This is a genomic window from Serratia silvae (assembly GCF_023282985.1).
GTDB lineage: Bacteria > Pseudomonadota > Gammaproteobacteria > Enterobacterales > Enterobacteriaceae > Chania > Chania silvae.
The window spans coordinates 16,883-32,445 of record NZ_JAGQDC010000018.1 but is presented as its reverse complement, the minus strand read 5'-3'; the positions used below and the strand labels follow the sequence as shown (position 1 = coordinate 32,445).

At 54.5% G+C, this 15,563-nt stretch carries 12 protein-coding genes; all 12 read left to right on the top strand.

The features are described 5' to 3' along the window. Window positions 1-29: 29 nt before the first annotated feature. The 12 genes from ispC (at window position 30) to dnaE (ending at window position 15,556) form a co-directional block, all read left to right on the top strand. Window positions 30-1,226 carry a 1-deoxy-D-xylulose-5-phosphate reductoisomerase gene (ispC, locus tag KAJ71_RS19015; RefSeq protein ID WP_248947118.1) on the top strand — a complete coding sequence of 399 codons (1,197 nt, stop codon included), beginning with the start codon at window positions 30-32 and terminating at the stop codon, window positions 1,224-1,226. A 370-nt stretch (window positions 1,227-1,596) separates the two neighbouring features. Further along, a complete protein-coding gene (gene ispU, locus KAJ71_RS19010) occupies window positions 1,597-2,355 on the top strand; it encodes a (2E,6E)-farnesyl-diphosphate-specific ditrans,polycis-undecaprenyl-diphosphate synthase (protein ID WP_021179913.1) in 759 nt (252 codons plus the stop codon). Window positions 2,356-2,364: 9 nt separating this feature from the next. After that, window positions 2,365-3,213 carry a phosphatidate cytidylyltransferase gene (gene cdsA, locus KAJ71_RS19005; protein ID WP_248947117.1) on the top strand — a complete coding sequence of 283 codons (849 nt, stop codon included), beginning with the start codon at window positions 2,365-2,367 and terminating at the stop codon, window positions 3,211-3,213. Window positions 3,214-3,245: 32 nt separating this feature from the next. Beyond that, on the top strand, window positions 3,246-4,601 hold the full coding sequence (gene rseP, locus KAJ71_RS19000; protein ID WP_248947116.1) for a sigma E protease regulator RseP: 1,356 nt from the start codon (window positions 3,246-3,248) through the stop codon (window positions 4,599-4,601). A gap of 35 nt (window positions 4,602-4,636) precedes the next feature. Beyond that, on the top strand, window positions 4,637-7,060 hold the full coding sequence (gene bamA, locus KAJ71_RS18995; RefSeq protein WP_248947115.1) for an outer membrane protein assembly factor BamA: 2,424 nt from the start codon (window positions 4,637-4,639) through the stop codon (window positions 7,058-7,060). 164 nt (window positions 7,061-7,224) lie between these two features. Next, window positions 7,225-7,722, top strand: coding sequence for a molecular chaperone Skp (skp, locus tag KAJ71_RS18990; protein ID WP_065684170.1), 498 nt, complete (start codon window positions 7,225-7,227; stop codon window positions 7,720-7,722). A gap of 4 nt (window positions 7,723-7,726) precedes the next feature. Further along, complete coding sequence (gene lpxD, locus KAJ71_RS18985) at window positions 7,727-8,749, top strand: UDP-3-O-(3-hydroxymyristoyl)glucosamine N-acyltransferase (RefSeq protein ID WP_248947114.1); 1,023 nt, start codon at window positions 7,727-7,729, stop codon at window positions 8,747-8,749. Window positions 8,750-8,910: 161 nt separating this feature from the next. Further along, complete coding sequence (fabZ, locus tag KAJ71_RS18980; RefSeq protein WP_021179919.1) at window positions 8,911-9,366, top strand: 3-hydroxyacyl-ACP dehydratase FabZ; 456 nt, start codon at window positions 8,911-8,913, stop codon at window positions 9,364-9,366. A 3-nt stretch (window positions 9,367-9,369) separates the two neighbouring features. After that, window positions 9,370-10,158 (top strand): acyl-ACP--UDP-N-acetylglucosamine O-acyltransferase, encoded by a 789-nt coding sequence (gene lpxA / locus KAJ71_RS18975; protein WP_248947113.1) that lies wholly within the window; start codon window positions 9,370-9,372, stop codon window positions 10,156-10,158. Between the two features lie 3 nt (window positions 10,159-10,161). Beyond that, window positions 10,162-11,310: a lipid-A-disaccharide synthase gene (gene lpxB, locus KAJ71_RS18970; RefSeq protein ID WP_248947112.1), complete on the top strand. Its 1,149-nt coding sequence runs from the start codon at window positions 10,162-10,164 to the stop codon at window positions 11,308-11,310. Beyond that, on the top strand, window positions 11,307-11,915 hold the full coding sequence (rnhB, locus tag KAJ71_RS18965; protein WP_248947111.1) for a ribonuclease HII: 609 nt from the start codon (window positions 11,307-11,309) through the stop codon (window positions 11,913-11,915). Before lpxB ends, rnhB begins: the two co-directional genes overlap by 4 nt. Window positions 11,916-12,067: 152 nt before the next feature. Continuing rightward, window positions 12,068-15,556: a DNA polymerase III subunit alpha gene (gene dnaE, locus KAJ71_RS18960; RefSeq protein WP_248947110.1), complete on the top strand. Its 3,489-nt coding sequence runs from the start codon at window positions 12,068-12,070 to the stop codon at window positions 15,554-15,556. Window positions 15,557-15,563: the final 7 nt, after the last annotated feature.

Sequence of the window (15,563 nt, the reverse complement as noted above, 5' to 3'; positions counted from 1 at the left end):
TCATCACGCAGTAGATTCAGAGCGATCTCATGAAGCAACTGACAATTCTGGGCTCCACCGGTTCCGTGGGCACCAGCACCCTGGCCGTGGTCAGGGAAAATCCCGACCTTTTCGCGATCAAGGCACTGGTGGCTGGCCGCAATGTGGCGGTCATGGCGCAACAGTGCATTGAATTCCGTCCGAGCTATGCGGCAATGGCCGATGAGCAGGCCGCCAATGAGTTACGCGCCGTGCTGGCAGAAAACGGTGTGAAAACCGAAGTGTTGGCCGGTGAACATGCGGCCTGCGAGCTGGCCGCATTAGACGACGTCGATCAGGTGACGGCTGCTATTGTAGGGGCCGCGGGGCTGTTACCCACCCTGGCCGCTATTCGTGCCGGTAAGCAGGTGCTGCTGGCGAATAAAGAGTCTCTGGTTACCTGTGGCCGCCTGTTTATGGATGCGGTGCAGAAGAGTCAGGCACAGCTGCTGCCGCTGGACAGCGAGCACAACGCCATCTTCCAGAGCCTGCCAGAAAGCATCCAACGTCACCTGGGATACAGCTCGCTGGAAGCCCACGGCGTTTCGCGCATCGTGCTGACCGGTTCTGGTGGCCCATTCCGTACTACGCCAATGGAACAGTTCGCCACCATGACGCCGGATCAGGCTTGTGCTCATCCCAACTGGTCGATGGGGCGCAAGATCTCGGTGGATTCCGCTACCATGATGAACAAGGGGCTGGAGTATATCGAGGCTCGCTGGCTGTTCAACGCTTCGGCAGAGCAAATGGAGGTCATCCTCCACCCGCAGTCGGTGATCCATTCCATGGTGCGTTATGCCGATGGTAGCGTGCTGGCTCAACTGGGTACGCCGGATATGCGCACGCCTATCGCCCATGCTATGGCCTATCCGCAAAGGGTCAGTTCCGGGGTAGCAGCATTAGATTTCTGCCGTATCGGGGCGCTGACCTTCTCTGAGCCGGAGCGTGAGCGCTATCCTTGCCTGTATTTGGCGATTGAAGCCTTCGACGCAGGCCAGGCGGCGACCACTGCACTCAACGCGGCCAATGAAATTGCCGTGGCGGCATTCTTACAGCAACAGATTCGTTTCACTGATATCTCAGCCGTGAACCAACAGGTTGTTGAATGTATGGCGCTGCCGGAGCCAACCAGCATTGAGATGGTGCTGGAGGTCGATCGCCAGGCGCGTGAGGTGGCTAGCGGTTTAGTTCGTAACATGCGGGTTTAATCACTTGAGCGGGGTATGCCGCAGGCAAATTCGGCTCTGCTACATTGTCTGAATTTGCTTGTAAACTAGCCAGGCTACCGTGGGGCCGTTTGTTCAGGCTTCACGGAGGTGTTATAGTCTGCGCCATAATTACCGGTTATACCGTTGAATAATGGCCGGATTGGTAGCCCTTTTTACCCGACAAACGCGGCCAATAGGGCCGTGCCAAGCCAGAAGACGGGTAAAACTTACGCCAATCCTTGCCGAGAGCTCCCTGGGGCATAAGGCAGGCAGACTGAAAAGCTGTGTCAGGCACACGGCTTTTTTTGCGCGTAAGGTTCGATATTCCGGCGAGGCTATGGTGTTTCTACCGAGGAAATAAGTACGAGTTATGTCGTCCGCAAACCAACAAGAAGCTAATCTTTCTGCTCATGGGCCACGTCATGTCGCGATCATTATGGACGGCAATGGGCGTTGGGCTAAACGCCAGGGCAAGTTACGTGTCTTCGGTCATAAAGCAGGGGTGAAATCGGTACGCCGTGCGGTCAGTTTTGCCGCCAGTCACCATTTAGATGCACTCACGCTTTATGCCTTCAGCAGCGAAAACTGGAACCGCCCGGCGCAGGAAGTCTCCGCGCTGATGGAGCTTTTTGTCCGCGCACTGGACAGCGAAGTAAAAAGCCTGCATAAACATAATGTCAGATTGCGAGTGATCGGCGATGTCAGCCGTTTTAGTGCACGTTTGCAAGAGCGTATCCGCCGCTCGGAGCAACTGACAGAAAATAACGATGGCCTGACGCTTAACGTTGCCGCCAATTACGGTGGCCGTTGGGATATTATTCAGGGAGTGAAGGATCTGGCCGAGCAAGTGCAGCAGGGTACGCTGTGCGTCGATCAGATCAGCGAAGAGTTACTGGGCGAGCGCGTCTGCATGAGCGATCTGTCTCCGGTGGATCTGGTGATCCGTACCGGCGGCGAACACCGCATCAGTAACTTTTTGTTGTGGCAAATTGCTTACGCCGAGCTTTACTTTACTGATGTACTCTGGCCAGATTTTGATGAACTTGTCTTTGAAGGTGCGCTGAATGCATTTGCACAACGCGAGCGTCGCTTCGGAGGAACAACACCTATCGACGCTAATGCGTCCTAGGGGGAACTTTTGCTGAAGTCTCGCATCATAACGGCTCTGATTTTAATTCCGATTGTTATCGCAGCGCTGTTCTTGCTGCCACCGATGGGCTTTGCCCTGGTAACACTCGCTGTGTGCATGTTAGCCGCCTGGGAGTGGGGGCAGTTGGCTGGCTTTACTGCCCGCCCCCAACGTATCTGGCTGGCGATATTATGCGGCTTCCTATTGGCGCTAATGATGCTCAGCGTGCCCGCCTACCCTCAGTCTGTTCACCAATTGCAGATTGCTGGCCCGCTGTGGCTGTCGCTGGGTTGGTGGTTGGTGGCTCTGCTGCTGGTGCTGTTCTATCCTGGCTCGGCGACGCTGTGGCGTAATTCGCGCTCCTTGCGGCTGGTCTTTGGCCTGTTGACCATCGTGCCGTTTTTCTGGGGCATGTTGGCATTGCGTCAGTTCGGCTATGAAGAGAATCATTTTACCGGTGCCTGGTGGTTGCTGTACGTTATGCTGCTGGTGTGGGGCGCAGATTCCGGTGCCTACATGTTCGGCAAGCTGTTTGGCAAACACAAACTGGCACCGAAGGTCTCTCCGGGCAAAACCTGGGAAGGGCTGATCGGCGGTCTGGTAACGTCTGCCGTGATTTCGTGGCTGTTTGGCCGCTATGCGCCGCTGAACGTGGTACCTATGACCCTATTGGTCTGCTCGGTGATTGCGGCGTTGGCTTCGGTGCTGGGCGATCTGACGGAAAGCATGTTCAAACGTGAAGCCGGTATCAAGGACAGTGGTCATCTGATCCCGGGGCACGGTGGTATTCTGGATCGTATCGATAGCCTGACCGCAGCGGTACCGGTATTTGCCTGCTTGATGCTGTTAGTGTTTTAATCCGTCATCGGCGGGGGGAGTAAAGGGATTCTATGGTCAGCGTACTCTGGAACTTGGTCGCGTTTATTATCGCTCTGGGTATATTGATCACCGTGCATGAGTTCGGGCACTTTTGGGTGGCCCGCCGCTGTGGCGTCCGTGTGGAGCGTTTCTCTATCGGCTTTGGCCGTGCGCTATGGCGCCGCACCGATCGCCAGGGCACCGAATATGTTGTCGCCATGATCCCCCTTGGCGGCTATGTCAAAATGCTCGATGAGCGCGTCGAAACGGTCGCTCCAGAGTTGCGTCATGAGGCGTTCAACAATAAAACCGTTTGGCAGCGCGCGACGATTGTCAGCGCTGGCCCCATTGCCAATTTCCTGTTTGCCATTCTTGCCTATTGGATCGTCTTTATCATCGGTGTGCCGAGCTATCGCCCGGTTATCGGCGAAATTGCTCCGCAATCTATTGCTGCCGATGCTGAAATTTCTCCGGGAATGGAACTTAAGTCCGTTGACGGTATCGAAACGCCTGACTGGGAATCCGTTCGTCTGGCGTTGGTGACCAAAATCGGTGATGCGCAAACCGAGGTAGAAATTGCTCCGTTTGGTTCTTCACAAAAGGTGAGCAAGACTCTGGATTTACGCCACTGGAGCTTTGAGCCGGACAAAGAAGATCCCGTGCGTTCTCTAGGCATGATACCGCGAGGCCCACAGATTGAATCCGTGCTGGCAGAAGTCCAGGCCGGGTCGGCTGCGCAAAAGGCTGGTTTACAAGCGGGGGACAGGATCGTTAAAGTCGATGGTCAGCTACTTGGCCGTTGGGTTACGTTGGTTAAACGTATCCACAATGCGCCAGGGCAACCGCTGGTTTTAGAGATCGAAAGAAACGGTGCCCCCTTGTCTTTAACGCTGATACCAGATACAAAGCCGGTGGGAAAAGACAAAGCGGTGGGGTTTGCCGGGATTATACCAAAAGTTATCCCTCTGCCGGATGAGTACAAGACCATCCGTCAATATGGGCCGTTCTCTGCGCTTTATCAGGCGGGGGACAAAACCTGGCAGCTGATGCACCTTACGGTCAGCATGGTAGGTAAATTAATTACTGGTGATGTGAAGCTGAACAACCTGAGTGGCCCGATTTCCATTGCACAGGGAGCAGGGGCATCAGCAGAGGTGGGTTTTGTGTATTATATGATGTTTCTGGCGTTGATTAGCGTCAACCTGGGCATCATCAACCTATTCCCATTACCGGTATTAGATGGTGGGCATCTTCTCTTCCTGGCGATAGAAAAGCTGAAGGGGGGGCCAGTTTCTGAGCGAGTACAGGACTACAGCTACCGCATTGGTTCGATCTTGTTGGTATTGCTGATGGGTCTTGCACTTTTCAATGATTTTTCTCGTCTTTAGGGGCGGGGACAGGTTAGGAAGAACGCATAACAACGATGGCGATGAAAAAGTTGCTCATAGCGTCGCTGCTGTTTGGCAGCGCCACCGTATACGGTGCAGACGGGTTCGTAGTGAAGGATATTCATTTCGAAGGCCTGCAGCGAGTCGCCGTCGGTGCGGCGTTACTCAACATGCCGGTTCGCGTAGGCGATACCGTCTCTGATGATGATATCGGTAACACCATCCGTGCCTTGTTTGCCACTGGCAACTTCGAGGACGTTCGCGTACTGCGCGATGGTGATACGCTGATTGTTCAGGTTAAGGAACGCCCTACCATTGCCAGCATCACTTTCTCCGGTAACAAATCGGTGAAAGATGACATGCTCAAGCAAAACCTGGAAGCCTCTGGCGTCCGGGTTGGTGAAGCACTCGACCGCACCACCTTATCCAGCATTGAAAAAGGGTTGGAAGACTTCTACTACAGCGTCGGTAAATACAGTGCCTCGGTGAAAGCCGTTGTCACGCCGTTGCCGCGTAACCGTGTTGACCTGAAACTGGTGTTCACGGAAGGGGTTTCCGCCAAGATTCAACAAATCAACATTGTCGGCAACCATGCCTTCACTAACGATGAGCTGATCGCGCACTTCCAGTTGCGTGATGATGTGCCGTGGTGGAACGTGGTGGCCGATCGCAAATACCAGAAGCAAAAGCTGGCGGGGGACCTTGAGAGCCTGCGCAGCTTCTATCTGGATCGCGGCTATGCCCGTTTCAATATCGATTCGACACAGGTCAGCCTGACGCCAGATAAAAAAGGCATCTATATCACCGTTAACATCACCGAAGGCGAACAGTACAAGCTTTCCGGCGTGGTGGTGAATGGCAACCTGGCCGGACATTCGGCAGAAGTGGCCCAGTTGACCAAGATTGAGCCGGGTGAGCTGTTTAACGGCACCAAAGTGACCAAAATGGAAGATAACATCAAGAAGATGTTTGGCCGTTATGGTTATGCCTATCCTCGCGTACAGACTCAGCCTGAAATCAACGACACGGATAAAACCGTGAAGCTGAACGTCAACATCGACGCGGGTAACCGTTTCTATGTGCGTCGCATCAAGTTCGAAGGCAACGACACCAGTAAAGATTCCGTTCTGCGCCGCGAAATGCGCCAGATGGAAGGGGCGTGGCTGGGTAACGATCAGGTCGAGCAGGGTAAAGAGCGTCTGAACCGTCTGGGTTACTTCGAGACGGTGGATGTTGAAACCCAGCGCGTACCGGGTTCTGCCGATCAGGTTGATATCACCTATAAGGTGAAAGAACGTAACACCGGCACGCTGAACTTTGGCGTGGGTTACGGTACTGAAAGTGGCATCAGCTTCCAGGCGGGTGTTCAGCAGGATAACTGGCTGGGTACAGGCTACTCTGTTGGCATCAGCGGCACCAAGAACGACTACCAGACCTATGCCGAGCTGTCGGTGACCAACCCGTACTTCACCGTTGACGGTGTGAGTCTGGGCGGCCGTATCTTCTATAACGACTTTAAAGCGGATAACGCCGATCTGTCCGACTATACCAACAGCAGCTACGGTATCGACGGCACGTTGGGCTTCCCGATCAACGAGAACAACTCGCTGCGTGCAGGCTTGGGTTACGTCCATAACTCCCTGTCAGAAATGCAGCCGCAGATTGCCATGTGGCGCTATCTGAACTCGATGGGCGATTATCCTAACTATATGGATCGCGCCAGCTTCAAAGCGGATGACTTCACGCTGAACCTGGGTTGGACCTATAATAATCTGGACCGTGGCTACTTCCCTACCCAGGGTAACCGCACCACGTTCAATACCAAGGTGGCCATACCGGGTTCCGACAACTCATACTACAAGATGACGTTGGATACCGCGCAGTATATGCCGCTCAACGATGACAAGACCTGGGTGTTGCTGGGTCGTGGTCGTCTGGGTTATGCCGATGGGTTGGGCGGTAAAGAAATGCCGTTCTATGAAAACTTCTATGCGGGTGGTTCAAGTACCGTACGTGGCTTCCAGTCCAACACCATTGGTCCAAAAGCCGTGTACTACAACTCCAACTCGTATTCTTGCCAGTACGCGCCGGGAACCACTACCTCTCAGCCGATTTGTAGCTCGAACGATGCGGTGGGCGGTAACGCCATGGCTGTGGCAAGTATGGAACTGATCACGCCTACGCCGTTCCTCAGCGAGAAATACGCCAACTCGGTGCGGACTTCGCTGTTTATCGATGCTGGTACCGTGTGGGATACCCACTGGGAAAATACCAGTGATACGCAGTTGTATGGGGTGCCAGACTACAGTAAGGCGAGCAACATTCGCGTGTCTGCCGGTCTTGCGCTGCAGTGGATGTCACCACTGGGGCCGTTGGTCTTCTCCTATGCGGATCCGATCAAGAAATACGACGGCGACAGGTCTGAGCAGTTCCAGTTTAACATTGGTAAAACCTGGTAATAGCCGGTTTAACCTGTGGGCATAACGGTTATAAGAATCGCAAATGCCAGGCTTAAATCAGCTCATAGCGAGAGAAATCTCATTGTGTAATGCGCTAAGTCTGGCAGATTGTGTACTTTCAAAAGTGTCATGTGACACAAACGGGTGATGGTAAGGAGTTTATAGTGAAAAAGTGGTTATGTGCCGCAGGCCTCGGTTTAGCAATGGCTGCTTCTGCAGGCGTTCAGGCAGCTGACAAGATTGCTGTTGTTAACGTTTCTAGCATTTTCCAACAGCTGCCAGCTCGTGAAACCGTAGCCAAGCAATTGGAAAGCGAATTCAAAGGCCGTGCAAGCGAACTCCAGAACATGGAACGCGATCTGCAAACCAAAATGCAGAAATTGCAGCGTGATGGTTCTACCATGAAAGCCAGTGATCGCACCAAGATGGAAAAAGACGTGATGGCTCAGCGTGAGCAGTTCTCTCAGAAAGCGCAGGCTTTCGAGCAGGACAATCGTCGTCGCCAGATGGAAGAGCGTAACAAGATCCTGAGCCGTATTCAGGATGCTGTGAAAGCCGTTGCCAGCAAAGAAGGCTATGACGTTGTCATCGACGCCAACGCTGTTGCTTACGCAGGTTCTTCAAAAGACATTACTGCAGACGTGCTGAAACAGGTTAAATAACGACATGCCTTCAATTCGACTGGCTGATTTAGCGCAGCAGTTGGATGCACAATTGCACGGTGATGGCGATCTCGCCATCACCGGCATTGCTTCTATGCATTCCGCACAGCCTGGCCAAATCACGTTTTTGTCAAACAGCCGCTACCAAGAGCAGCTGGCTTCCTGCCAGGCGAGTGCCGTGGTACTCACCGAAGCAGACCTACCACACTGCCGTAGCGCAGCGCTGGTGGTTAAAAACCCTTACCTTACCTATGCGCGTATGGCGCAGTTGATGGACACCACGCCAGCACCCGCAGCAGATATCGCGCCAAGTGCGGTGATCTCTCCTGAGGCCAAGCTTGGGCAGAACGTTGCCGTTGGGGCGAATGCGGTTATCGAATCCGGTGTTGAACTGGGCGATAACGTGGTCATCGGCCCAGGTTGCTTTATTGGCAAGCAGGCACGCATCGGCGCAGGTACGCGTCTGTGGGCCAACGTGACGATTTATCACGAAGTGGAAATCGGCCAGCACTGCCTGATCCAATCGGGAACGGTGATTGGTGCAGACGGTTTCGGCTACGCCAACGAGCGTGGCAACTGGATCAAGATCCCGCAGCTTGGTACGGTGATCATTGGCGATCGCGTTGAGATTGGTGCCTGTACTACCATTGATCGCGGCGCGTTGGATAACACCCAGATTGGGAATGGTGTTATCATAGATAACCAGTGTCAGATCGCACACAACGTAGTGATTGGCGAAAATACTGCCGTCGCGGGTGGTGTGATCATGGCAGGTAGCCTGAAGATTGGGCGCTATTGCCAAATTGGTGGCGCCAGTGTGATCAATGGTCACATGGAGATTGCTGACCAGGTAGTTGTCACCGGGATGGGAATGGTTATGCGACCAATCACCGAACCTGGGGTATACTCCTCTGGCATTCCGTTACAACCCAACAAAGTTTGGCGTAAAACCGCGGCGTTGGTGATGAATATCGATGAGATTAGCAAGCGCTTGAAAGCTGTCGAACGAAAAGTCGGAAAAGACTAATCACCACGGCCCGTGATGCTGGGTATAAAACGAAACGCGTTGGCAATGATGCCAAAAGCGCAAAGAGTTGTTAATTTGCGGCCTGCCTGATGATCTCCTTTTTGGGGTCAACGCAGGCCGTGTTGTTGATGCCATCAGTTTTTAGAGACAGGAAGAGTATTTTGACTACTGACACTCATACTCTAGATATTGCAGAAATTCTGGAACTGCTTCCTCACCGTTATCCATTCTTGTTGGTTGACCGTGTATTGGATTTCGAAGAGCATAAATATCTGCGTGCAGTGAAGAACGTATCCGTTAATGAGCCGTTTTTCCAGGGGCATTTCCCTGGTAAACCGATTTTTCCAGGCGTGCTGATTTTGGAAGCTATGGCTCAGGCCACGGGTATCCTGGCATTTAAGAGCGTGGGTAAACTGGAACCGGGCGAGCTGTACTATTTCGCCGGTATTGACGAAGCTCGCTTCAAGCGCCCTGTGGTGCCTGGCGATCAGATGATTATGGAAGTCACTTTCGAAAAAACCCGTCGTGGTCTGACCCGCTTTAAAGGCGTGGCGACCGTTGATGGAAAAATTGTCTGCGAAGCAACCATGATGTGTGCCCGCAGCCGGGAGGCATAATCCGTGATTGATAAAACCGCCTTTATCCACCCTAGTGCGATCGTTGAAGAAGGCGCCGTCATTGGCGCTGGTGCGCATATAGGTCCCTTCTGCTACGTCGGCTCCCAGGTGGAAATCGGCGCGGGTACGGTCCTCAAATCGCATGTGGTGGTGAACGGTATCACCAAGATTGGCCGCGATAACGAGATCTATCAGTTTGCCTCTATCGGCGAAGTGAATCAGGATCTGAAATACGCTGGCGAACCGACTAGAGTTGAAGTCGGCGATCGCAACCGCATTCGTGAGAGCGTCACCATTCATCGCGGTACCGCACAGGGAACGGGCCTGACCAAAGTCGGTAATGACAACCTGCTGATGGTCAACGTGCACGTTGCTCATGACTGCGTGGTAGGCAATTCCTGCGTGTTGGCCAACAACGCCACGCTGGCTGGCCACGTGGAGATCGACGATTTCGCCATCATTGGCGGCATGACCGCGATCCACCAATTCTGTGTGATTGGTGCCCATGTAATGGTCGGTGGTTGCTCCGGTGTGGCTCAGGACGTACCGCCTTTTGTCATCGCGCAGGGTAACCATGCGACGCCATTTGGCGTGAACGCCGTTGGCCTGAAACGCCGTGGTTTTGATAAGGATGAGATGCAGGCGATCCGTAATGCCTACAAAATCCTCTATCGCAGCGAGAAGACCTTCGACGAGGCTAAAGCAGAGATCGAAGCCCTGGCGCAACAGCAGCCAGTGGTGCAGCAGTTCCTCGATTTCTTTGCGCGTTCTACCCGTGGGATTATTCGCTGAGTTATGCCAAATCGTCCATTGACTATCGGATTGGTCGCCGGGGAAACCTCCGGTGATATTCTGGGTGCCGGATTAATTCGTGCGCTTAAGACGCATTACCCAAGCGCCCGCTTTGTCGGTGTCGCTGGCCCGTTGATGCAGGCCGAAGGGTGTGAAACCTGGTACGAAATGGAAGAGCTGGCGGTGATGGGCGTGGTAGAGGTGCTTGAGCGTCTGCCACGCCTGTTGAAGATCCGTAAGGATCTGACCCGCCGGTTCAGTGAGCTGAAGCCTGACGTGTTTGTCGGTATCGATGCGCCAGACTTCAATCTCACGCTGGAAGGCCGCCTGAAGCAGCGCGGTATCCGCACTATTCACTATGTCAGCCCGTCCGTATGGGCCTGGCGTCAAAAACGCGTTTTCAAAATTGGTAAAGCGACCGACCTGGTGTTGGCCTTCCTCCCTTTCGAAAAAGCGTTTTATGATCGTTTCAACGTCCCTTGCCGCTTTATCGGTCATACCATGGCCGATGCCATGCCATTACAGGCGGATAAGCTGGCCGCACGCGCTACGCTGGGCATTGACCCTAGCGCCCGCTGTTTGGCATTACTGCCTGGCAGCCGCAATGCCGAAGTGGAAATGCTCAGTGGCGACTTCCTGCGTACCGCCCAACTGTTACGCGAGCACTATCCCGATCTGGAAGTGGTCGTGCCTTTGGTCAATGCCAAGCGCCGTGAGCAGTTTGAGCGCATCAAGGCTGAGGTTGCACCAGAGCTCAAGGTTCACTTGCTTGATGGCAAAGGGCGTGAGGCGATGGTGGCCAGCGATGCGGCACTGCTGGCTTCCGGCACCGCAGCGTTGGAGTGTATGTTGGCAAAATGCCCGATGGTGGTGGGCTACCGCATGAAGCCATTTACCTTCTGGCTGGCGGAGCGGCTGGTGAAAACCCCGTATGTCTCACTGCCTAACCTGCTGGCGGGGCGTGAAATCGTCACCGAACTGCTGCAACACGATTGTGTGCCGGATAAGCTGGCCGCAGCGTTATTACCACTGCTGGAAGACAGCCCGCAAGCGGAGTTGTTGAAACAGACCTTCCTTGAACTGCATCAGAGCATTCGCTGTGGTGCCGATGAACAGGCCGCTCAGGCTGTGTTGGAGCTGGCAAAAGCATGATGGAACCCTTTGTATACCCTGCTGCCAGGCTGTTTGCCGGTGTGGATGAAGTGGGCCGTGGGCCGTTGGTAGGGGCCGTAGTGACTGCTGCGGTGATCCTCGATCCTGCACGGCCGATTGTTGGTCTGGCGGATTCTAAAAAGCTCAGCGAGAAACGTCGCCTGGCGTTATACGACGAGATCGTGGAAAAGGCGCTGTCCTGGAGCCTGGGGCGGGCTGAGCCGGTCGAAATCGACCAACTGAATATCCTGCATGCCACCATGCTGGCGATGCAGCGTGCGGTAGCGGGTTTGCATATTGCACCGGACATGGTGTTGATTGACGGCAACCGTTGCCCAAAATTGCCGATGCGCTCGTTGGCGGTAGTGAAAGGGGATAACCGGGTGGCGGAAATCAGTGCCGCATCGATTCTGGCGAAGGTGACCCGCGATCGCGAAATGACCGAGCTGGATGCGATCTTCCCAGATTACGGCTTTGCCCAACACAAGGGCTATCCCACCGCGTTCCATCTGGAAAAGCTGGCCGCATTGGGCGCCACCGAGCATCATCGCCGCAGCTTTGCCCCGGTAAGACGGGCGCTGGAGTCTGGCTCGTCAGCTAAGTAACCAAGCCGCATAGTTCACACGATGCTTAAAATTACGCCCCCTCTCCTTTTGGGTGAGGGTCGGGGTGAGGGGAAATGGCTACGGTGATCTTCCCTACACCCTAATGTAACCCCGGTTCAGTTTGCTGAACCCCAACACGTTGGTATCTGGATATGGCCGAACCTCGTTTTATTCATCTGCGCGTCCACAGTGACTACTCCATGATTGATGGATTAGCCAAGATCGGCCCGTTGGTGAAAAGAGCTGCCGCGTTAGCCATGCCAGCCTTGGCCGTCACCGACTTCACCAATATGTGTGGTCTGGTGAAGTTTTATGGCAGTGCGCACGGCGCCGGGATCAAACCGATCATCGGTGCGGATTTCCATGTGCAAAGCGAAGAGCTGGGCGATGAGCTGGCGCAGCTTACCGTGCTGGCAGCCAACAACGAAGGCTATCAAAACCTCACCTTATTGATCTCCAGAGCGTATCAGCGTGGCTATGGCGCGGCAGGCCCGGTGATCGATCGCGATTGGCTGATAGAACACCGTAGCGGCTTGATCCTGCTTTCCGGTGCGCGTATGGGTGACGTCGGCAAGTTTCTGCTGCGTGGCAACCAGGCCCTGGTCGATCAATGCCTGGAGTTTTACCAGCAACATTTCCCGGACAGCTATTATCTCGAACTGATCCGCACTGGCCGTGGGGATGAAGAAAACTATCTGCATGCCGCAGTGGCCTTGGCGACCGAGCGTGGGTTGCCGGTAGTCGCTACCAACGACGTCCGTTTTCTGGTGGAAGATGACTTTGACGCCCATGAGATCCGCGTAGCGATCCATGATGGCTTCACGCTCGACGATCCCAAACGCCCGAAAAACTACAGCCCGCAACAGTACATGCGCAGCGAAGAGGAGATGTGCGAGCTGTTTGCCGACATCCCGGAAGCGCTGTTAAACAGCGTGGAAATTGCCAAGCGCTGTAACGTCACCATCCGTCTGGGCGAATATTTCCTGCCGCAGTTCCCAACCGGCGATATGACCACCGAAGATTTCCTGGTGCTCAAGTCCAAAGAGGGGTTGGAAGAACGCCTGGAATTCCTGTTCCCGGACCCAGAGGTACGTGCCGAGCGCCGTCCTGAGTACGATGAGCGTCTGGATCTGGAACTGGGAGTGATCAACCAGATGGGATTCCCTGGCTACTTCCTGATCGTCATGGAATTCATCCAGTGGTCGAAAGATAACGACGTGCCGGTAGGCCCGGGGCGTGGTTCCGGTGCCGGTTCACTGGTGGCCTATGCGCTGAAAATTACCGATCTTGACCCGCTGGAGTTTGACCTGCTGTTCGAACGCTTCCTGAACCCGGAACGTGTCTCGATGCCCGACTTCGACGTCGACTTCTGCATGGAAAAACGCGATCTGGTCATTGAGCACGTGGCGGAGATGTATGGCCGTGAGGCGGTATCGCAGATCATCACCTTCGGTACCATGGCGGCGAAAGCGGTGATCCGTGACGTGGGGCGAGTGCTGGGCCACCCTTATGGCTTCGTCGACCGTATCTCCAAGTTGGTGCCGCCCGATCCGGGCATGACGCTGGAAAAAGCCTTTGCCGCAGAGCCGCAACTGCCAGAAATTTATGAGGCAGACGAAGAGGTCAAAGCGCTGATCGACATGGCGCGTAAGCTGGAAGGTGTGACGCGAAACGCCGGTAAGCACGCCGGGGGCGTGGTGATTGCGCCAACCAAAATCACCGACTTTGCCCCGCTCTATTGCGATGCCGAAGGGAACCACCCGGTCACCCAGTTTGACAAGAACGACGTGGAATATGCCGGGCTGGTGAAGTTCGACTTCCTCGGTCTGCGTACTCTGACCATCATCGACTGGGCATTGGAGATGATTAATGCCCGTCGCGCCAAGACCGGGCTGGAACCGATAGATATCGCGGCGATTCCGCTCGATGACAAGAAAAGCTTCGATATGCTGCAACGCTCGGAAACCACTGCGGTATTCCAGCTTGAATCGCGCGGCATGAAGGATTTGATCAAACGTCTGAAGCCCGACTGCTTCGAAGACATGATCGCACTGGTGGCGCTGTTCCGTCCCGGCCCGTTGCAGTCTGGCATGGTAGATAACTTTATCGACCGTAAGCACGGGCGTGAAGAGATCTCCTATCCTGATATCCAGTGGCAGCATGAATCGCTGAAACCGGTGTTGGAGCCGACCTATGGCATCATCCTGTATCAGGAACAGGTGATGCAGATCGCCCAGGTGCTGGCTGGCTATACGCTAGGCGGTGCGGACATGTTGCGTCGTGCGATGGGTAAAAAGAACCCGGTCGAGATGGCCAAGCAGCGCGGCGGTTTTGAAGATGGTGCCAAATCGCGCGGCATTGACGGCGAACTGTCGGTAAAAATCTTCGATCTGGTAGAGAAGTTCGCGGGTTACGGCTTTAACAAATCGCACTCTGCTGCCTATGCCTTGGTGTCTTACCAGACGCTGTGGCTGAAGGCCCACTATCCGGCCGAGTTTATGGCCGCGGTCATGACCGCCGATATGGATAACACCGATAAGGTGGTGGGGCTGGTGGATGAGTGCTGGCGCATGGGCCTGAAAATCCTGCCGCCGGACATCAACAGCGGGCAGTATCATTTCCACGTTAATGACGAAGGCGAGATCGTCTATGGTATCGGTGCCATCAAGGGCGTGGGGGAAGGGCCGATCGAGGCGATTATCGAAGCGCGTAATTCCGGTGAGCAGGGGTATTTCAAAGATCTGTTCGACCTGTGCGCTCGCTCCGATATTAAAAAGCTCAACCGCCGTATTCTGGAAAAGCTGGTCATGTCTGGGGCGTTTGATCGCCTGGGGCCACACCGCGCCGCCTTGATGAACTCTCTGGGGGATGCGCTTAAAGCGGCCGATCAGCACGCCAAAGCCGAAGCCATCGGCCAGGCGGATATGTTTGGCGTGTTGGCGGAAGCGCCGGAGCAGGTGGAGCAGTCCTACGCCAACGTTCCCCCTTGGCAGGAACAGGTGGTGCTGGATGGTGAACGGGAAACGCTGGGGCTGTATCTTACCGGCCATCCCATCACCCAGTACCTCAAGGAAATCGAACGTTATGCCGGTGGCCAGCGCCTGAAAGATATGCATCCGACGGATCGCGGCAAGATGACTACCGCCGTCGGGTTGGTGATCGCCTCCAAGATCATGATGACCAAACGCGGCAACCGCATCGGTATTTGTACGCTGGATGACCGTTCTGGCCGTCTGGACATCATGTTATTCACCGATGCTTTGGAAAAATACCAGCATTTGTTGGAAAAAGACCGTATCCTGATCGCGACTGGACAGGTCAGCTTTGATGACTTTAACGGCGGGCTTAAAATGACCGCTCGTGAATTAATGGACATCAGTGAAGCCCGTGAAAAATACGCTCGCGGGCTTGCTATCTCGCTGACGGACAGGCAAATTGATGACCAGCTTTTGAACCGTCTCCGTCAGTCTTTGGAACCCCATCGCTCGGGGACGATTCCAGTGCATCTCTACTATCAACGGGAAGATGCACGGGCAAGATTGCGCTTTGGTGCAACTTGGCGCGTGACGCCGACCGACCGCTTGTTAATTGATTTGCGGACCTTGGTAGGTAATGAGCAGGTGGAACTGGAATTTGACTAAAATAGGA